Origin of the sequence: Pseudobdellovibrio sp. HCB154 (assembly GCF_046267985.1) — a bacterium.
In the GTDB taxonomy this organism is placed as follows: domain Bacteria; phylum Bdellovibrionota; class Bdellovibrionia; order Bdellovibrionales; family Bdellovibrionaceae; genus Pseudobdellovibrio.
This window is the reverse complement of the sequence record NZ_CP176530.1, coordinates 2,213,037-2,231,261: the sequence shown is the minus strand read 5'-3', so window position 1 is coordinate 2,231,261 and position 18,225 is coordinate 2,213,037. Positions and strand designations below refer to the sequence as shown.

Sequence of the window (18,225 nt, the reverse complement as noted above, 5' to 3'; positions counted from 1 at the left end):
GATCCTTAGGCTGTCTTTTTAATTTTAGGGGCAACGCTACTACTGGTTGTTGTATCAATGCGGTTCTCCCATAGAGCCTTTTCAATCGCACGAATCTGTGGCGACGCATGCTCATAAGGTTTTCCGCTTAAGCAAGCGATTAAATCACAAGGCACATTGTGGCTTATAAAATCAGAAATAATACTTTCACTTTGATGGGCTTTCGTAAGATCGTTCACTTTGTGATCTTTTCTTGCGGGAGCAATGCTGGCATCGATTCCGTACAAATCACGCACACGGTAAGACATGCCAACGGTTAATAACCCAATGGGAGCCTGAGGATTCATCTTGCCACGCCAATCGGGGTGAACAGCTAGGTATTGCATACTCATGGCCGTACGCACGCCCATGGCCTTAACTTTTGTAAAAAACTCTTCAGGATAATTTTCTGTCATATAACGAAATGTTTTTGGGGCTTTTGCGTCTAAAGAGTAAAAGGCAAAAAGTAAAACGCCGACAACTTTATCACCAGCACAAATGCAACTGACAACATCTTGTCTAATGAAATCCTCGTGAAGATGCGAATCGCTGTAACCGATTGCAGCCAGAGTCGGCTTCCAAATACTGAGCCAAAAATCAAAAACATCGTCGTGTAATTTTGTATATTCCGGTGGAGGGTTGCGCGGAGACAGAAGGTAATACTGAAGGTCGGCATCATTGATTGGCTTTAAGTAATCTGTAAGATAAATTAAATTCCCAGAACTATTTCGCATAACAGTCCTTTCAAGTTGATACATGCACTGTCTAAAACATTTTCTATTTATACCTATTTTAATGTAATTTACACCTAAGCATTAGTTTATTTGCTTTACTTCTGAAACTGAAACGTATCAATGCGAGAATGGTTGAACATAATTAGTTTTTCTGCCTAAAATTTTTACCTCTTTTTAACATTAGAAAAAGTTGTTGTGGGTGAGATTTTTTTCTTTAAAAAAGAAGCGGATTGGTTTTTTACGACCAATCCGCTTGTGTTTGTGTGAAGACGACCATTGGCAGAACGATCGTTTATTTGAATGTACTTAATTTATCGAACATTCTGTGAATAAATAGATAGTTGCAAGAGGACTTTGTGCTCCGGAGTTTAAAGGAACGCTCCGGAGCTTTTGTCAGGATCAGGTTAAGTTTTTACCAACAGCTGGACTATTGTCCTTTCTTAACAGAATGAAAATTTGTACTTTATAAAAAAAGTTTTTCTACTTGAGGTATGAAAAACACAAAAGCCATTCTTGTTTCTTTACTATTCACATCAACTGTATTTGCCGGAACATCTGAGTTAGCTGAGCAAGTTCGAAAATATGAACAGCGCTATCAGCTTAATTCGCTGAACGAAAAATTAGTTGATAACCATGGTGATGGCTATGAAAACATGTATGGCGTTAGAAACTTTCGCAAAGTTTTAAAAGGTATTCTTTATCGTGGCGGAGCGAACAACTCTTATAATAAATACGGCAAACGCTCGAATACGAACCCTTTACCAGATATCGGATTAAAAAATCTTTGCAGTGAAGGTTTTGGCGCCAGTGTTTATCTGTATGAAACTAATTTTTCAACGGCCCCTAAGCAAGTGAACTGTTCAACGGTTGAATCAAAAGCTAATACGCTTAAATACTACCAATTAACTGCTGCTGATGTTGAAAACACGACAGTGTATTTAGAAATGATCTATAAAGCCATCAAAGGCGAGGGTAAGTCTCCGATTTACATGCACTGTTGGAATGGTTGGCACGCTTCTGGTTTAGTTTCTGCTTTGGCACTTCGCCAGTTCTGCGGAATATCTGGTAAAGATGCACTTTCTTATTGGATGCGAAATACCGATGGAAATACTGAAGGCTATGACTCTATCAAAAAGCGCATTGTTGATTTTAAGCCGTTAGCACAATTCAAAATCAGTACCGAAGAGCAAAACCAAATCTGCGAATAGAAAAGGGAAAAATTCCCTTTTCCAAAAGTCATCTTTGTTAAGAATCATCTAAGAGCCAAGCACAGACCTTGCAGTTTGGGGCATATACACGTTTGAAGCACTACGCCAAACAATGGAGATGTATATGGCCAGCATCCATACAACGACGCAGCAAGGGCTTAGAAAAAAAAGTCCGCCGCCAGTTAGGCACAGAAAAGTAAAGTCTTACGATCACGATGCATCGTTAAAGATGATTAACACCACTCTGACTCTGTTGCTAGAAGGCGATTTTTCAGCGCGTATTCCTTATCAGTATTTAGAAGATGGACTAGTTGGTGAAATAGCGACAAAGCTTAATAAAACCATTGATCGTCTTGATAAAATGTCGAAAGAGTTTGTGCGCGTCAGTGCTGTTGTAGCGAACGAAGGGCGTCTTTCGGAGCGTGCGGTTGTTGAAGGGGCTGTTGGGGCCTGGGCTAATAAATTAAATTCTTTAAATTCTGTGATCGGTGAATTAGCCAGACCAACAAAAGAAATTGCGCGGGTAATGCGCGCCGTTGCGGCCGGAGACCTTTCGCAGAAAGTCACGGTCGAAGCTAAGGGTGAAATTTTAGAAGCCAAAACCACCATCAACACAATGGTAAAAACTCTGCAATCATTTACTTCTGAGGTAACTCGCGTAGCGAAAGAAGTGGGTACTGAAGGCCGTCTAGGCGGGCAAGCTGAAGTCAAAGGCGTTGAAGGAACCTGGAAAGATTTAACCGACAACGTAAATATGTTAGCGGGTAACTTAACAAACCAAGTACGTAATATCGCAGCCGTTACAACGGCAGTTGCCAATGGTGACTTATCGAAAAAAATTACCGTTGAAGCCAAAGGTGAAATCTTAGAATTAAAAAATACAATTAATACCATGGTGGATCAGTTAAATTCATTCGCTGCCGAGGTAACTCGTGTGGCGAAAGAAGTGGGTACACAAGGGCAATTAGGTGGGCAAGCCGATGTAAAAGGCGTTTCAGGAACATGGCGTGATCTGACTGAAAACGTAAATCAGCTAGCCGGAAATTTAACAAACCAAGTGCGTAATATCGCACTCGTTGCGACCGCCGTTGCGAAAGGTGACTTATCACAAAAAATCACTGTTGAAGCCAGTGGTGAAGTCTTAGAACTTAAAGATACGTTAAATAAAATGGTGGATCAGTTAAATTCATTCGCAGCCGAGGTGACTCGTATGGCGAAAGAAGTAGGTACCGAAGGTCGCTTAGGTGGGCAAGCCGAAGTAAAAGGCGTTGAAGGAACCTGGAAAGATCTAACCGACAACGTAAACATGCTAGCGGGTAATTTAACAAACCAAGTACGTAATATTGCGGCCGTTACCACGGCTGTTGCGAACGGTGACTTGTCGAAAAAAATTACTGTTGAAGCTAAAGGTGAAATCTTAGAGTTAAAAAACACCATCAATATCATGGTGGATCAGTTAAATTCATTCGCTGCCGAAGTAACGCGTGTGGCGCGTGAAGTAGGTGTTGAAGGCCGTTTAGGTGGCCAGGCGCAAGTACCTGGTGTGGGCGGAACATGGCGTGAGTTAACGGATAACGTAAATCAGTTAGCCGGAAATTTAACAAACCAAGTGCGCAATATCGCCCTCGTTACGACAGCCGTTGCTAATGGTGACTTATCAAGACAAATCACGGTAGAAGCCAAAGGTGAAATCTTAGAATTAAAAAATACCATCAATACCATGGTAGATCAGTTAAGAGGCTTCGCATCCGAAGTAACACGTGTGGCGCGTGAAGTGGGTACCGAAGGTAACTTAGGTGCACAAGCCGAAGTAAAAGGTGTAGCGGGAACTTGGAAAGATTTAACCGACCAAGTAAATGCATTAGCCGGAAATTTAACAAATCAAGTGCGTAATATTGCACTTGTTACAACGGCCGTTGCCAATGGTGACTTATCACAAAAAATCACTGTTAAAGCACGTGGTGAAATCTTAGAATTAAAAAATACCATCAATACCATGGTAGATCAGTTACGTGCGTTTGCATCCGAAGTAACACGTGTAGCGCGTGAAGTAGGTACCGAAGGAAAGCTTGGAGCTCAGGCCGAAGTGACGGGAGTTTCAGGAACGTGGAAAGATCTTACCGACAGCGTAAATTTCTTAGCGGGTAATTTAACTTCACAAGTGCGTAATATCGCAACAGTCACAACCGCAGTTGCTAAAGGTGACTTATCAAAAACCATCACTGTAGAGGCGCGTGGTGAAATTTTAGAATTAAAAAATACCATTAATACGATGGTGGATCAGTTAAACTCGTTCGCTGCCGAAGTAACACGTGTGGCGCGTGAAGTGGGTACCGAAGGTAAACTGGGCGGGCAAGCGCAAGTGCCTGGTGTTGCGGGAACGTGGAAAGATCTTACCGACAACGTAAATCAGTTAGCGGGTAATTTAACAAACCAAGTGCGTAACATTGCTTTAGTTACCACATCAGTTGCCAATGGTGACTTGTCGAAAAAAATTACTGTTGAAGCTAAAGGTGAAATTTTAGAACTCAAAGAAACCATCAATACGATGGTGGATCAGTTAAATTCATTCGCTGCCGAGGTAACACGTGTGGCACGCGAAGTAGGTACCGAAGGAAAGCTCGGCGGGCAAGCGCAAGTATTAGGTGTTGCGGGCACGTGGAAAGATTTAACAGAAAATGTAAACCAACTAGCGGGAAATTTAACCAACCAAGTGCGTAATATCGCCCTTGTGACCAAAGCGGTTGCCAGTGGTGACTTATCACAAAAAATCACTGTTGAAGCCAAAGGTGAAATTTTAGAATTAAAAACAACAATCAACCGCATGGTGGATCAGTTAAATTCATTCGCTGCCGAAGTAACTCGTGTGGCGCGCGAAGTAGGTACCGAAGGAAAACTGGCCGGCCAAGCGCAAGTTCCTGGTGTTGCAGGTATCTGGAAAGATCTTACTGATAACGTTAATACGATGGCGAATAACTTAACATCTCAAGTACGCGGTATCGCTAAAGTCGTAACCGCTGTTGCGAACGGTGACTTAAGTCAAAAATTACTTTTTGAAGCTAAAGGTGAAATCGCCTCACTCGCTGATACGATTAACAGTATGACTGATACATTACGTATCTTTGCTGATCAGGTAACAACGGTAGCCCGCGAAGTGGGTATTGAAGGTAAACTGGGCGGCCAAGCGAAAGTACCGGGAGCATCGGGTACTTGGCGCGATTTAACAGATAACGTAAATCAACTGGCCGGAAACTTAACCACACAAGTACGTGCGATTGCCGATGTGGCCACTGCGGTAACAACGGGTGACTTAACTCGTTCGATCACTGTTGAAGCGCAAGGCGAAGTGTTAGAATTAAAAGATAATATCAATCAAATGATCTCGAATCTTCGTGATACGACGATCACGAATAAAGAACAAGACTGGTTAAAAACTAACTTAGCGAAATTTACCGGCATGATGCAAGGTCAACGAAGCATTGAATCTTTATCAATGCAGATTATGAATGAGCTGACTCCAGTTGTTTCAGCGCAATTTGGTGCTTTCTATGTCTTTGAAGGTGGCGAAGAAGATGAGCCATCGATTTTAAAACTGATCAGTTCGTATGCCTATTCAAAACGTAAACATGTTTCAAATAGATTTTCTTTGGGTGAAGGTTTAGTGGGCCAATCCGCTTTAGAGAAAAAAGCGATTCTGGTGACCGATGTGCCTGAAGATTATATTCATATTGTTTCTGGGCTGGGCGAGGCGCCACCACGTAATATGGCGGTTTTTCCGGTGTTATTTGAAGGCCAATTAAAAGCCATTATTGAGCTGGCTTCGTTTCAAGCTTTCAGTGCGATTCACTTATCGTTTTTAGAACAGCTGATGCAAAGTATTGGTGTCGTATTTAATATGATCAGTGCCAGTATGCGTACTGAAGAACTTCTTCAAGAATTACAAAGATCTAATGCCGAACTTGAAGGACGAAGCCAAGAACTGGAAGATAAAGCCAAACAACTTGAAGTTAAAAATCAAGAAATCGCTAAAGCCAGTGCTTCGATCGAAGAAAAAGCCAGAGAGCTTTCGCGTATTTCAAAATACAAATCAGATTTCTTGGCGAACATGTCGCATGAACTTCGTACGCCTCTTAATAGCTTGCTAATCTTAGCTAAAATGCTGGCCGATAACGAATCAGGCACATTAACTTCGCAACAAGTTGAATTTGCTAAAACAATTCACTCATCTGGTAATGATTTATTAGCGTTAATTAACGAAATTCTGGATCTTTCAAAAATCGAAGCTGGCCGCATGACGGTCGAATACCGTGAAGTGAGCTTAGATGAAATCAGAGATTATGTCGAAAAATCATTTAACCAAGTGGCTCATCAAAAAGGTTTACAATTCGATGTGCGCATAGAGCCAAATACGCCGCCAAGTATTGTGACTGATAGCCAACGTTTAAGCCAAATTTTAAAAAATCTGATTTCAAATGCGTTCAAATTCACTGAAAAAGGTTCGGTGCGCTTAGATATCAGCCTTGCAGACCGTAATTTAAAATTTAAAAATCCAGTCTTAAACAGTGCTAAAAAAGTGCTTTCATTCCGCGTGATCGACACGGGTATTGGAATTCCAGAAGACAAGCAAGAGCTTATCTTCGAAGCGTTTCAACAGGTCGATACGACGACGGCCAGAAAATACGGCGGCACAGGTCTTGGGCTTACGATCAGCCGCGATTTAGTCAAACTTCTGGGTGGTGAAATGTGGTTAAGCAGTAAACCGGGCGAAGGAAGTACGTTTACGTTATTCCTTCCGATGTCGGGCATAGATACAACGATCACTGAAGTTGTGCAGCACAATTTATCGCGCATTCACACTTCAACAGATGCTTTACTGTCATCACAAGATTTAAACCGTAATCTTTCAGGCAGAAATATTTTAGTGATCGATGATGATCCTCGTGGACGTTACGCGCTAGAAAAACTTTTGCAAGGCCGTCAGGTTAAAACAGCCACGGCTGAAAGTGGTGAAGAGGGTATTGAATACCTCATGCAACATCCAGAAATAGAAATAGTTCTCATGGATATGGTGATGCCAGGTATGGATGGTTTCGAGGCAGTTGAAGAAATTAAAAAAAGAGAGAATCTTAGAAATATTCCGATTGTGGCCTACAGTTCGAAATCAATTCCTAATGCCCGCGACAAAGCCCTAAGCATAGGCTGTGTTGAGTACATTGAAAATCCGTCTGAAGGAAACCGCATTTTAACAATCGTCAGCGATATTTTGACGTCTTCACAGCAGGTGGAAGATGAAAGTGCCAACGCAGAAGAAAATTACGGTTTTCAAAATGACGTAAGCGGATCTCAGGAAAAAAATCTAGAAGGCCGTAAAATTATGTTAGTCGATGACGATGCTAGAAATCTTTACGCCACAACAAGCTTTCTTGAAAATCGGGGAGCAACGATCGTGGCGGTGAATAACGCGCCAGAGGCTGTCGAAAAATTAAAAGAGGATCCATCATTTGAATTAGTGTTAATGGATATCATGATGCCAGAGATGGATGGGTACGAAGCGACAAGACAAATTCGTGAATTTGAAATTCTAAAAGATATTCCGATTATTGCTGTGACCGCTAAAGCTATGCCAGAAGACCGTGAAAAAGCCATGACATCTGGATTTGATGACTTTGTTGCTAAGCCGATTGTTAATGAAGAGCTTTTAATGATTATTGAAAAACATTTACCACCAAAGAATTTACAATGAGCCAAGCCAAGAAGGACGCCGTAAATATTCTGATTGTTGATGACCGCCGGGAAAACCTACAGGCGTTAGAAGCTGTTTTAAACGGCGAGGATCGCAATTTAGTTATGGTTAGCTCAGGAAAAGAAGCTATTCAAAAACTTTTAAATGATGAATATGCATTAATTCTTTTAGATGTGATGATGCCCGGAATGGATGGCTTTGAGTTAGCCCGATTGATTAAGACCAGAGAAAAAACACGTAATGTGCCGATCATTTTTTTGACGGCTATTGCTACAGACGTGGAACATATTTTTAAAGGCTATTCGGTGGGGGCTGTTGATTATTTAGCAAAACCTCTCGAACCAGAAATTGTTAAAGCTAAAGTCGCTGTTTTTATTGATCTCTATAGAAAAAATAAAACTATCGAGCAGCAATCTGAACAGTTGCACAAACTTGAAATTGCAGAACTTAAACGTTCTGAGCAAGAACGCTTTCAAAACCTGATGGAATCTATTCCGCAAATGGTTTGGACCTGCAAAGCCGACGGAAAAATGGATTATTTTAACCGCCAATGGGTTTCTTATACTGGCTTGTCGTTGAAAGATTCGATGGACGAAGAAGGCTGGCTAAAGCCCATTTTGGATGAGGAACGTGATGGTTTTCAGACCAATTGGGAAGAACACTTGCACACAGGGGCAACTTTTGAATCCGAATGCCAATTGCAGCGAATACAAGATCAAGCCTATCGTTGGCATTTATTGCGGGCGATACCCATCAAGGACGGCGCCGAGCATATCACCGGATGGGTCGGAACATATACCGATATTGAAGATCAGAAAAATGCCCAAATAGAATTGAGCAAAACACTTCAAACACGTGACGAATTTTTTTCGATCGCTTCACACGAACTTAAAACACCGATCAATTCATTGGGATTAAAAATGCAAATTCTCGATCGTCAGGTGCGAAAAATACAAGATGATGTTGTTCCTAAACAAATGGTCTTAGATGCCGTTACATTTTCAAAAAGCCAGATGGGCCGTTTAGTTTCTTTGATTGATAATCTGTTAGATATTTCACGCATCAGAATGAACAGACTGACTGTTGATCCGACACAATTTGATTTTGTCGAGCTGGTCGACGAGGTGGTCTCGCGTATGGAAGATCAGGCACGCCAAGCTGAAAGTTATATCACAGTCAACGCTGAAGGTCCGATTGTAGGCCAGTGGGATAAGCTTCGTTTAGAACAGTTGATGGTGAATTTAATTTCAAATGCTATTAAGTATGGAAGTGGAGAGCCGATTACAATTACCGCCACAGCCGATAAAGAAACGGTCACTCTCAGAGTTAAAGATAACGGCGTTGGAATTTCACGCAAAGACCAAGCACGTATTTTTGAACAGTTTGAACGCGCTTCACCGACTGGAAATATCGCAGGCCTTGGTCTTGGTCTGTATATCGTAAAAAAAATTATCGAAGCACATAAGGGGACTATCCGACTTGAAAGCGAGGTAGGGCGTGGATCAGAATTCATTGTTGAATTACCAAAAGAAAATGCAGATATTAAAACCGATACCAGTAAAAAACGACCACCTGAGTCCGAGTCAACACTCTAATCGACTGCTTATTATAGACGATGCTCTTGAGATGCACTCCATGTTAAGAACTTTACTTACAGAAGAAGGTTACATTGTTCATTGTGTTTCAAACGGGCAGGCGGCTTTAAGGTATCTTCGTTCTGTTGAGGAGCTACCGGGATTAATATTTTTAGATTTAATGATGCCGATTATGGATGGCTACGAATTTCGTGAGGCCCAGTTAAGCGATCCGCGCTTAGCCGGAACACCGGTCGTTATTATTACCGCTGACGGCCATATTGAAAGTAAAAAAAGTAAGATCAAGGCTATTGATAGCATAAAAAAACCCATTGATATTGATATTATGCTGCAAGTGATTGCCCGTTATTTAAACCATGGATGATTCATCAGAAGAAATAAAAAAATTTATTCTAGATAAGATCACTTCGATCGAGCAGATCAGTATTCTTGTATTGCTTCAACAAGACCCGCAAAAACTATGGACCACCGCTAAGATCAGTGAAGAACTTCGCAGCGCTGATCTGGCTATCGAAAAAAGATTAGAAGATCTTTATTCTGCCAGGGTTTTAAATAAACCCGACAGTTCAGAGTTTAGCTACAGCCCTACTTCAGAAAAAATTAAATCGTTAGTCGCCAATTTAATAGAAGCTTATCAAAGACGTCCAACCTGGGTGATAGATCTGATCTACTCGCGCCCGATAGATGCTATTCAAGCTTTTTCAGAAGCCTTTAAAATCAGAAGGGAGAAGTAATATGATATCTGTCGTTTACTTACTTTGTGCCTGCACCAGCGCCCTGTGCGCGATTCTTTTATTAATAAAGTATCATCGAAGTCGGCAAATTTTTCTTTTTTTAAGCGGGCTTTGTTTTGTGGGATTTGCGATCAATAATGCACTGTTATTTGTAGATCTTGTTGTCTTGCCAGAAATTGATCTTTCAATTCTACGTACGTTGCCAGGCTTAATCGGAATTGCTTTTTTACTATGGGGATTTGTATGGGATTCAGTCTAGAAAATGTCTACTGGTTTTTATCAGGATCCATCATGCTGGGTTGTGGTGTTGCAAGTCTGTTCTTTTTTAAGTTCTGGAAGAAAACCCATGACCGCTTATTTATGTTTTTTGGTGTGGCCTTTGTGATCTTATCTGTTGAACGCGTTATTTTGCTTTTAATGAGTGAACAGAGTGGAGAAAGTAATTCCGCTATTTATTTAATGCGGCTTTTAGCTTTTGCTTTAATTATTATTTCAATTGTCGATAAAAACCGTCAGGAAAGTTCTTAAAAGCTATTTAAGTGGTAATTCGACAGTAAAAGTTGAACCTTTGCCAAGTTCACTTTGCACGCTGATTTTTCCACCATGGGCTTTTACAATTTCGTGAGTGATGTAAAGACCTAGCCCTAAGCCACCGTATTGCTTGACCGATACAGCTCTTTCGAATCGATTAAAAATTCTTTCTTGGTCTTGAGGGGCGATACCGATACCGCTATCGTGAACAGCAAGAATGGCGTTTTTTCCATCCGTGTTTACGGTAACTTCAATAGGTTTTCCCGCACCGTATTTGATGGCGTTTGTGATCAGGTTGGTAACGATTTGTTCGATGCGCACACGATCCCAAAGACCCACTACAGATGGGTTGGGATGAATAAGGATCGGACAATGGGCTTTCGTTGATCTTAATTCTAAACCTTTAGTGACTTGCTGAACTGTTTCTGAAAGATTCACTTCTGTTTTTTCAAAAATCAGCACACCGGCATTCGCGCGTGAAACATCTAACATATCTTCAATCAGCTTTTCAAAGCGGTCTAATTGCTGCTGTGAGCTGTTCATCATAGTTAAAAATTTATCGGTTTGTGCGGGCTCAACATGATTCACAAATTTATTAAGCAATTGAATTTGAAGGCTTAAAGCTGTCAGTGGTGTTCTTAGTTCGTGAGCTGCAATAGAAATAAAATCATCGCGAAGTTTTAAAGCTTTTTCGGCTTCAAGGCGGGCTTGTTGCTCTTGCCATAGATTTTTTTGAGTTTCTTCGGCTTTCTTTTTATCAGTGATATCTTCAGAAATACCTAATAAAAATTCGGGTTCGCCATTTTCATCATAAATGGGAACTTTTTTAGTATGTAAAATTCTTTGGCCTTTAAATTTGGTTTGAATAGGCTCTTCAGGAATTTCAATAAGGCGTTTGTGGTTTAAAACATTGCGGTCAATCGATGTGAAGAATTCAGCCTCTTCTTTCGGAAAAAAATCAAAGTCGTTTTTCCCGATAAGATCATTTTTTGAAAATCCTAAAAGTTCTTCACCAGCTTTGTTAAAGCGGGTAAAACGCAGCTCTTTAGCTTCTTTGATAAAAATCATGTCAGGAATATTTTCAACAACAGCATTTAGAAACAAACTGGCCTTGTTGGCGTCTGCGGTTTGTTTTTTTGTTTCAGTTAAATCTTGCAGTCTGGCAAAAACTAAAAGGCCAGAGCTTGTTTGAATAGGAATTAAAACTAATTCAGCAGGAAATTCAGAGTTGTCTTTACGAAGGGCTACAAGTTCAGAACGTATAAGGCCTGAGCCGGAAAAAGCTTTTTTAATATTTTCTTCTATAGCCGCTTGAAAAGGGGCTGCAACAATTATTTCAGTAAATGATTGTTCAAGGGCTTGCTCTTTTTTCCAACCGAGCACGATTTCAATTTGTTGATTCCATTCTGTGATGTGATTATTTTTATCAATGGCCAACAGCCCTATCGGGGCATTATCGAAAAGCAGCTGAAATTTCTCGAGCTGGTTTTCGATTGTCTTAGCCATGGGATGCGCCTTTGTCTGTGCACCATTTGTTTATGGAATCGAAGAGGACTTTTAAATTAACCGGTTTTTTAAAGATGTCTTTAGCCTGAAGATTTTGAGCTTTATCTTCAAAAGCACTGACTACCACAAAAGGAATCTGAGAGAGCTTTGGATCTTCGGCAAGTTTAGCCGCAAAAGTCCAACCATCCATCACAGGCATCATTAAATCTAACACAATAAAGCAGGGATTTTGGCCGCTTTGCAAAAGATCAAGTGCGATTTGACCGTTTTCTGCCGTTGAAACCACATAACCTTCGTATTCAAGTGCGGCTTTGAGAGCTTCGCGAATACCATCATCGTCGTCGATAACTAGAATGTTGCTCATACTTTAAGGTTAATAAGTCAGGGCTTGTTTAGTCAACCTTCGACTGAATTAAGTCTCAGATTTGATCATTTCAACAAGTTTACGGATATTTTTCTCTTTCTGTCTTGAAGCTTTCACAATGAGAAAAATACGGCGTTCAACTTTCTTTAAACCCTGTGGGTATTCACGCTCTATAAGCTTATAGTCTTCGCTTAAAGCGATATTCTGTGAACGGGCGACAAAATCAGGAATAAAAATCGCGGCCTGTCCTGAGCGTGCTAAAGCTAGGCCTGACTCCATTAAATCGACACGATATAAAACATGACGAGGGTGTTCATGTTCGGGCCAGCCATCTAAACCTTTAGCTGAAGAAGGTGTGCCAATTGATGGAATCAAGGGTGCCACGAAAGGCAGTTCGCTAAAAGGTGTTTTCCTAAAATAACCTTTACGATGGTAAACACTCATAGTGATTTTACCTAAGTTAATAAATTCGAGATCACGCGCGGGAATAGGTTCGTAAGTGATCGCCGCGTCGATCGTGCCATCGCTAACGGCCTGTTCAAGTTTTCCTGAAGAAAGCTCATGAATCTGTAAAGGTAACTGAGAAAAGTACTTAGACCATTTCATGCCGAGAAGGTGAGTGCTAAAAGACTCAAAAGAACCGAATTTAAATTTTTCGTTTTCAAGCTGGCTTTGGGCCAGCATCTTTTGTTCCATATCTAATAAGGCCTGCGCCTTATGTACAAACTCTTTACCAGCTTCAGTGATGCCAATGTTACGGCCTTCTTGGGTTAGAAGCTGTAACTCAATTTCGTCTTGTAAAACCTTAAGCGACTTCGATAAAGCGCTATGAGACATGTTTAGAATCTCAGCGGCCTTTCTTAAGTTCTTGGTTTCATACACCACACAAAACTGACGTAATCGATTGGTTTCCATAATGAACCAATTGTAGAAAACAATTCGATTTTATTCAACATTAATCAAGGGTAAACCTTTGCCATCCAACAAAAAGGGGGAATTTAATGAAAAAATTATTTTTAATAACCGCTTTAATCAGCCAGTTCGTTTTTGCCAGAACATCTGAGCCAGCCAAACTTGACGGGGCTTATATTATGAAACTAAAAATCGGCGATAAGGTTTTTGAAGATCAATTAACCATTAAGGCCGAAAAGGAAGATACTGTTATCAGCGTTAATTCGTATAACGGCGGCATAACCGGAGAGTTAACAGTGCCAGGCATGTTTACCTCACCTGTTATTGGCCATGCGATCTGTGTTAAGTTTGAATCACAGTGCAAACTTAAATTTGAAATCACAGCTAATGAAAACGGACAGTCTTATAAAGTTTTTTACGAAGGTTCCGTGGCTGGTCATGATTATCATTTGATTCGTCAAGGCCGTGTAAAACCACACTTTACTGGTCAGGCCACTTTAGAAGATGGAAGTGTTCTTGGCACATTTGTGGCCGAACAGGTTTCTCAATGAATCATGAAATTTATGACCTGATGTTGAATCATAAATCAATCAGGTCTTACCAAAATAAAAAAGTTTCTGAAGATGTACTAAGTCGTATTCTAAATGCAGCGACTCGGGCTTCATCTTCTGGAAATATGCAAGCCTATTCAATTATTGTGACTGAAGATGAAAATCTTAAACAAGAATTACTGGCGCCGCATTTTTACCAATCTATGGTGACTGAAGCTCCCGTACTTTTAACTTTCTGTGCTGATTTTTACCGTATGCGTGAATGGCTTAAAATCAGCGAGGCCCCAGAAAACTTTGATAACTTAATGAGTTTTATGATCGCAAGCATTGATGCCATTTTGGCTTCACAAAATGCCGCCTTAGCTGCTGAAGCTGAAGGTTTGGGAATTTGTTATATGGGAACAACTTTAGCGAGTGCTGCTGAGATTGCTAAAATTTTAAAGTGTCCACCGAATGTAATTCCTGTGGTCGGATTTTCTCTAGGCTATCCAAATGAAAAACCTTTAGTGCGTGATCGCTTGCCTATTGAGGGTATTGTTCATCGTGAGGTTTACCGCACGCCGAATGTTCAAGCTCTTCGCGATACGTATCATGAAAAAGAACAAGCGGGAATGAAGCGCTACCAAGAGAACAGTGAACTTAAAAAACGAATTGACGAAGTTGGCGCAGAAAACTTGGCTCAAGTGTACACCAAGGCCAAATACACGCGCGAATCACACCTCAAGTATTCAAAGGATCTGTTTAACTTTTTAAAAGATCAAAACTTTCTAAATTTTGAGTAGTGGCTTGTTCTTTGGCTTGTGCGCGATCTGGTAGAAGCGTGCACATTATAATTATAACGATAGCTGATAAAAACTGAGCAGTCGTTGAAATTTCTAAGTAGTAAGCTCTAAATAATACCGTTAGGATTAAAGCTAAAATAAAGCTTGCGATAAAACCGGTGTGATTTAATTTTAATTCAAACCGACGAAGCCAATGATCGATCTTTTGTGATTTTTCATAAAGATAATTCAGATTATTTGTGCGCATATAATTTTCAACTTCACTGGGAGCAAGAAACAGAAAACGAACTTTTTCTTTAAGGCCTTTTAATTTTAAAACGGCAGCTATATTTAGATAATAAGTGTAACTGTTCTCCCAGAAAGTATTTTCGATGGTGTTAGGGTGAGTTAAGCCAAACTGCGCTGTTTCAGTTTCTTCTTGGAACGTGCCAAAGATCTTATCCCAAATAACAAACACAGAACCAAAGTTTTTATCAATATAAATGGCATTGCTGGCATGATGGGCGCGGTGGTGCGATGGGGTGATAAATATTTTCTCTAGAATTCCCAGTTTTCCGACAGAGTCTAAGTGAGAAAAAAATTGAAAAAGGTAAAACACCGTAACTGTCACAACAAACATCTTTGGCGGAACGCCGATAAAAGCTAAAACTAACTGAGGGTATGCCAAAAGAAAACTGGCATACCAAGGGTTACGAATACTTACCGATAGACCAAACTCTTCACCCGAGTGGTGAATCATGTGGTTTGACCACAAAAAATTATTGTGATGGCTAAAGCGGTGAAACCAGTACGTGTTATGATCTAAAACGATAAAAGCTAAAATGTATGTCAGGGCTGTTGTTGGTAAACTAAAAAACGCGAAGTTATTATATAATTTAACATAAATTGCAAATAAGCCAATTTGAATGAGAGCATTGATCACCTGTTGGCCCATACTGAATTTAATGTTCTTTAAGATAAATGATAAAGTCTTTTTCTTTTTTTGAATCGTCTTTGTGTACCAGAAGTCGGTAAAGATACAGGCGTAAAGAAAAGATAAAGCCAAAACAATAGTTAATAAATTTTCTGATTTCATTTTTACGCTCCCACTTCTAAATTTTTACTAAGAGTGACATGAGTTTTAGATTTAATGGCGCCAAACGATTCGATAAAGGCCAGCATTTTTTTATTAAAATCGCCGATCCAGTTAAACTCCATTTCAGCCACCTGAAGATTTCGAATATGTCTTCCGGCAGCGGCGGCTAACATCTGTGATAATCCTGTGCTTTGATGCTCAGGTAAAACACCAAAGCCAAGGCCTATAACTTTTTTTGGCGGGTTTATTTTTAATCGCAGTAAAAGTTTGAGCTGATGATAGAAGCTCCATTGGCCTTTGAAGTCTTTAATGTGATTTGCAATCTCTGGCATAAAGATCGCAAAACCCACAGCCTTTTGATCTTGAAAAGCGAGCCATACAAAATCTTTATTAATCACAGACTTAATTTTTTGAAAGTTTTTACGGTTTTGTTCTGGTGTTAAAACCTTAAAACCGGGGACTTTGCCCCAAGATTCATTGTAAATATTTAAAATATGCTCTTGATATTGAACCTCAGGAATATTTTTAATCGAGCAGAAGGTATAATTTGTTTCTTTCGCTATCTGTTCTAAACGAGTAGCTAAAAATTCAGGGACATCTTTTTTTAAAGGACGTTGATAAGAATATTGCTGATATTCTTGCGTGTAATTATTAGCTTCAAATAATTTTTTATAGTAACGGGCATGAAAGCTCTTTCTAAAACCAGGGGCTTTATCAAACCCCTCGATCAATAGTCCCCAGTAAGAATCTTTTTCAGCGGGATGGATAGGGCCATAAATTTTTTGAACGTTGAACTGAGTAAGCCAAGCTTCAGCAGTGTTAAAAAGTAAACGGGCAGCCTCTAGGTCATCAATACATTCAAAAAAGCCAAGACCCCCATTTTTTTCACCCACTGCTCCGACACGTAATTTAGAATGCGTGAAAGCGACAATGCGCCCCGCAGGTTGTTCGTTTTTATAAATGATCCAACGTTCAATAGCACCATCTTGAAATAACGAATGATCTTTGGCGAACAGAACTTCGCAATCAACGTGAGGGGCTTCAATCCAGGCCGGATAAGAAGCGTAGATCATTTGTGGAAGAGAATGAAAATCCGTTATTTCTTTTCGTGTTCTAATTGTTTTAATAGTATAGGCGTTTGTCATGAGCTATGGTCTAGTTGAGTTCGCAGCAGATAGCGACTTATCTCAGTGACAGTTTTACGTGAAATTTGCTACTTTTGGGTTATGGCAGACGTGATGAACTCTAAAGAAGAAAAGTTTACAAAGGTCGCAATCTCGGTCATTCGGGCTTTAAATGTGTCAGTCGGTCATGTCAGTCACTCATTTATATCTAGAGATTCAGGTGTATCGCGAGCCTGGATTTATAAGTACATCGGCTCTTCTAAAGGAGAGTTACTTAAATTCGGGGTTAAGTTTTTTGGTAAGATGTTAGCAGATATAAAAGGCCCTATCACGATTGCTAAAACAAAAGCTGAGTTTAAAGAACATATCCTTTTAGCCACTTGGGAAATCATCGGCGAATTTTCGGCTTATCCTGATTTAACACTTCTTTATTTTAAACACTGTGGGCAAAAGACAGTGATCGGTAAAATGATTGATGAATATGAAGCTGTCTTTATCAATGAGCTTAAAACATCTTTAATTAAATTATTTAAACGCAAACCGCAAGACGCCCAGTTAATGGCTGAACTTATTATGAGTCTGCGTATGGGTATTGTTCATCGTTATACCGTTAAAGACTTATCTAAAACATATAAGATGATCGATATTGACCGTGAGTTAAATCATATCTTTACGTTTATGAAACGCTAACCGTCGTCGTTTTCGTAAATAAATAGCCAGAGCAAGAGCTAAGATTACAACAGATGCAAAGAGCAACTGAAACTGCAAGACTGAGAGTCTGAGTTTATCGATATCTGCTCCGATTTTATAAGATAAGCTCATCAAGCCCACTAGGTAGATAACAGATGATAAGCTGTTGTAGAGAATAAATTTCCACGTCGAAAATTGCATGAGCCCGGCTGAAAAATAAAGAACCGTGCGAATCAAAGGCATAAAACGAATAATAAAAATGTATTTTTCACCGAAGCGTTGCAGCAGCCTCATCATACGGTCAACTTTTGCGGGTTTTAAAACCTTTTGCATCAGCGTGCTTTTTAAAACCTGCGGACCATATTTTTTGGCTACGCCAAAGTTAATAAGATCTCCGATAAGAATTCCAGAAAAAACACAGATAAAAATCAGGGGAATATGGTAAAGCCCTGTGGCTGCTGCCAAAGCCGTAACAGTGATAATGACTAAATCTGAACTGATAGGAAAATAGCAGCCACTCGCAATAAGCGCTAAAGTCAGAAACGAATAAAATTCGAATCCTTGGTGTGCTTTAAGAAAAAGTAAAACTTCTTGCATGCCAGAGCTTGTATAACATTTAAAGTGATGAATCCTTTCATCAGAAATTCAATTTATAAAA

Annotated in this window: 17 protein-coding genes; 10 read left to right on the top strand and 7 right to left on the bottom strand. The window is 40.0% G+C overall.

The features are described 5' to 3' along the window. Positions 1 to 5: 5 nt before the first annotated feature. Entirely contained in the window at positions 6 to 752 is a 747-nt protein-coding gene (locus tag ACKWCF_RS10815) for a hypothetical protein (protein WP_409477601.1), read from the bottom strand. A 491-nt stretch (positions 753 to 1,243) separates the two neighbouring features. On the opposite strand from ACKWCF_RS10815, the gene ACKWCF_RS10810 reads away from it, so the two are divergent. The 7 genes from ACKWCF_RS10810 to ACKWCF_RS10780 all read left to right on the top strand — a co-directional run bounded on the left by ACKWCF_RS10810 (position 1,244) and on the right by ACKWCF_RS10780 (position 10,560). Next, positions 1,244 to 1,960: a hypothetical protein gene (locus ACKWCF_RS10810; RefSeq protein WP_409477600.1), complete on the top strand. Its 717-nt coding sequence runs from the start codon at positions 1,244 to 1,246 to the stop codon at positions 1,958 to 1,960. A 124-nt stretch (positions 1,961 to 2,084) separates the two neighbouring features. Then, the gene (locus ACKWCF_RS10805; RefSeq protein ID WP_409477599.1) at positions 2,085 to 7,703 is read left to right on the top strand and encodes a HAMP domain-containing protein; all 5,619 of its coding nucleotides are present in this window, start codon (positions 2,085 to 2,087) and stop codon (positions 7,701 to 7,703) included. Further along, complete coding sequence (locus tag ACKWCF_RS10800) at positions 7,700 to 9,298, top strand: ATP-binding protein (RefSeq protein WP_409477598.1); 1,599 nt, start codon at positions 7,700 to 7,702, stop codon at positions 9,296 to 9,298. Before ACKWCF_RS10805 ends, ACKWCF_RS10800 begins: the two co-directional genes overlap by 4 nt. Then, positions 9,237 to 9,662, top strand: coding sequence for a response regulator (locus tag ACKWCF_RS10795; RefSeq protein WP_409477597.1), 426 nt, complete (start codon positions 9,237 to 9,239; stop codon positions 9,660 to 9,662). Before ACKWCF_RS10800 ends, ACKWCF_RS10795 begins: the two co-directional genes overlap by 62 nt. Beyond that, entirely contained in the window at positions 9,655 to 10,032 is a 378-nt protein-coding gene (locus ACKWCF_RS10790; protein ID WP_409477596.1) for a hypothetical protein, read from the top strand. Before ACKWCF_RS10795 ends, ACKWCF_RS10790 begins: the two co-directional genes overlap by 8 nt. Further along, positions 9,983 to 10,291: a DUF5985 family protein gene (locus tag ACKWCF_RS10785; RefSeq protein WP_409477595.1), complete on the top strand. Its 309-nt coding sequence runs from the start codon at positions 9,983 to 9,985 to the stop codon at positions 10,289 to 10,291. The genes ACKWCF_RS10790 and ACKWCF_RS10785 overlap by 50 nt, the downstream gene beginning before the upstream one ends. Beyond that, a complete protein-coding gene (locus ACKWCF_RS10780; protein WP_409477594.1) occupies positions 10,276 to 10,560 on the top strand; it encodes a DUF5985 family protein in 285 nt (94 codons plus the stop codon). The genes ACKWCF_RS10785 and ACKWCF_RS10780 overlap by 16 nt, the downstream gene beginning before the upstream one ends. Positions 10,561 to 10,563: 3 nt before the next feature. Here ACKWCF_RS10780 and ACKWCF_RS10775 read toward each other — a convergent pair whose 3' ends face one another. The 3 genes from ACKWCF_RS10775 to ACKWCF_RS10765 are packed head-to-tail and all read right to left on the bottom strand — an operon-like array spanning position 10,564 to position 13,348. After that, positions 10,564 to 12,069 carry a PAS domain S-box protein gene (locus ACKWCF_RS10775; protein ID WP_409477593.1) on the bottom strand — a complete coding sequence of 502 codons (1,506 nt, stop codon included), beginning with the start codon at positions 12,067 to 12,069 and terminating at the stop codon, positions 10,564 to 10,566. Continuing rightward, complete coding sequence (locus ACKWCF_RS10770; protein WP_409477592.1) at positions 12,062 to 12,433, bottom strand: response regulator; 372 nt, start codon at positions 12,431 to 12,433, stop codon at positions 12,062 to 12,064. Before ACKWCF_RS10770 ends, ACKWCF_RS10775 begins: the two co-directional genes overlap by 8 nt. A gap of 48 nt (positions 12,434 to 12,481) precedes the next feature. Beyond that, the gene (locus tag ACKWCF_RS10765; RefSeq protein ID WP_409477591.1) at positions 12,482 to 13,348 is read right to left on the bottom strand and encodes a LysR family transcriptional regulator; all 867 of its coding nucleotides are present in this window, start codon (positions 13,346 to 13,348) and stop codon (positions 12,482 to 12,484) included. Positions 13,349 to 13,434: 86 nt separating this feature from the next. Between ACKWCF_RS10765 and ACKWCF_RS10760 the strand changes: the two genes are divergently transcribed. Both ACKWCF_RS10760 and ACKWCF_RS10755 read left to right on the top strand, forming a co-directional pair. After that, entirely contained in the window at positions 13,435 to 13,896 is a 462-nt protein-coding gene (locus ACKWCF_RS10760) for a hypothetical protein (protein WP_409477590.1), read from the top strand. Continuing rightward, a complete protein-coding gene (locus ACKWCF_RS10755) occupies positions 13,893 to 14,678 on the top strand; it encodes a nitroreductase family protein (protein ID WP_409477589.1) in 786 nt (261 codons plus the stop codon). Before ACKWCF_RS10760 ends, ACKWCF_RS10755 begins: the two co-directional genes overlap by 4 nt. Here ACKWCF_RS10755 and ACKWCF_RS10750 read toward each other — a convergent pair. Together ACKWCF_RS10750 and ACKWCF_RS10745 are read right to left on the bottom strand one after the other, a co-directional pair. After that, complete coding sequence (locus ACKWCF_RS10750) at positions 14,638 to 15,753, bottom strand: sterol desaturase family protein (RefSeq protein ID WP_409477588.1); 1,116 nt, start codon at positions 15,751 to 15,753, stop codon at positions 14,638 to 14,640. The two genes, ACKWCF_RS10755 and ACKWCF_RS10750, sit on opposite strands and share 41 nt — an antisense overlap. 2 nt (positions 15,754 to 15,755) lie before the next feature. Then, entirely contained in the window at positions 15,756 to 16,898 is a 1,143-nt protein-coding gene (locus ACKWCF_RS10745) for an N-acetyltransferase family protein (RefSeq protein WP_409477587.1), read from the bottom strand. An 81-nt stretch (positions 16,899 to 16,979) separates the two neighbouring features. Here ACKWCF_RS10745 and ACKWCF_RS10740 point away from each other — a divergent pair, with 81 nt between their 5' ends. Next, positions 16,980 to 17,567, top strand: a complete 588-nt coding sequence (locus ACKWCF_RS10740; RefSeq protein ID WP_409477586.1) for a TetR/AcrR family transcriptional regulator — start codon at positions 16,980 to 16,982, stop codon at positions 17,565 to 17,567. Here the strand turns inward: ACKWCF_RS10740 and ACKWCF_RS10735 are convergent. Further along, entirely contained in the window at positions 17,535 to 18,164 is a 630-nt protein-coding gene (locus ACKWCF_RS10735; RefSeq protein ID WP_409477585.1) for a DedA family protein, read from the bottom strand. The two genes, ACKWCF_RS10740 and ACKWCF_RS10735, sit on opposite strands and share 33 nt — an antisense overlap. Between the last annotated feature and the right edge of the window lie 61 nt (positions 18,165 to 18,225).

Coding starts and splice junctions, on each gene's coding strand:
- ACKWCF_RS10750 (WP_409477588.1), bottom strand. CDS start 15,753: ATGAAATCAGAAAATTTATTAACTATTGTTTTGGCTTTATCTTTTCTT.
- ACKWCF_RS10770 (WP_409477592.1), bottom strand. CDS start 12,433: ATGAGCAACATTCTAGTTATCGACGACGATGATGGTATTCGCGAAGCT.
- ACKWCF_RS10765 (WP_409477591.1), bottom strand. CDS start 13,348: ATGGAAACCAATCGATTACGTCAGTTTTGTGTGGTGTATGAAACCAAG.
- ACKWCF_RS10795 (WP_409477597.1), top strand. CDS start 9,237: ATGCAGATATTAAAACCGATACCAGTAAAAAACGACCACCTGAGTCCG.
- ACKWCF_RS10735 (WP_409477585.1), bottom strand. CDS start 18,164: ATGCAAGAAGTTTTACTTTTTCTTAAAGCACACCAAGGATTCGAATTT.
- ACKWCF_RS10790 (WP_409477596.1), top strand. CDS start 9,655: ATGGATGATTCATCAGAAGAAATAAAAAAATTTATTCTAGATAAGATC.
- ACKWCF_RS10810 (WP_409477600.1), top strand. CDS start 1,244: ATGAAAAACACAAAAGCCATTCTTGTTTCTTTACTATTCACATCAACT.
- ACKWCF_RS10775 (WP_409477593.1), bottom strand. CDS start 12,069: ATGGCTAAGACAATCGAAAACCAGCTCGAGAAATTTCAGCTGCTTTTC.
- ACKWCF_RS10785 (WP_409477595.1), top strand. CDS start 9,983: ATGCTATTCAAGCTTTTTCAGAAGCCTTTAAAATCAGAAGGGAGAAGT.
- ACKWCF_RS10805 (WP_409477599.1), top strand. CDS start 2,085: ATGGCCAGCATCCATACAACGACGCAGCAAGGGCTTAGAAAAAAAAGT.
- ACKWCF_RS10745 (WP_409477587.1), bottom strand. CDS start 16,898: ATGACAAACGCCTATACTATTAAAACAATTAGAACACGAAAAGAAATA.
- ACKWCF_RS10755 (WP_409477589.1), top strand. CDS start 13,893: ATGAATCATGAAATTTATGACCTGATGTTGAATCATAAATCAATCAGG.
- ACKWCF_RS10780 (WP_409477594.1), top strand. CDS start 10,276: ATGGGATTCAGTCTAGAAAATGTCTACTGGTTTTTATCAGGATCCATC.
- ACKWCF_RS10815 (WP_409477601.1), bottom strand. CDS start 752: ATGCGAAATAGTTCTGGGAATTTAATTTATCTTACAGATTACTTAAAG.
- ACKWCF_RS10800 (WP_409477598.1), top strand. CDS start 7,700: ATGAGCCAAGCCAAGAAGGACGCCGTAAATATTCTGATTGTTGATGAC.
- ACKWCF_RS10760 (WP_409477590.1), top strand. CDS start 13,435: ATGAAAAAATTATTTTTAATAACCGCTTTAATCAGCCAGTTCGTTTTT.
- ACKWCF_RS10740 (WP_409477586.1), top strand. CDS start 16,980: ATGGCAGACGTGATGAACTCTAAAGAAGAAAAGTTTACAAAGGTCGCA.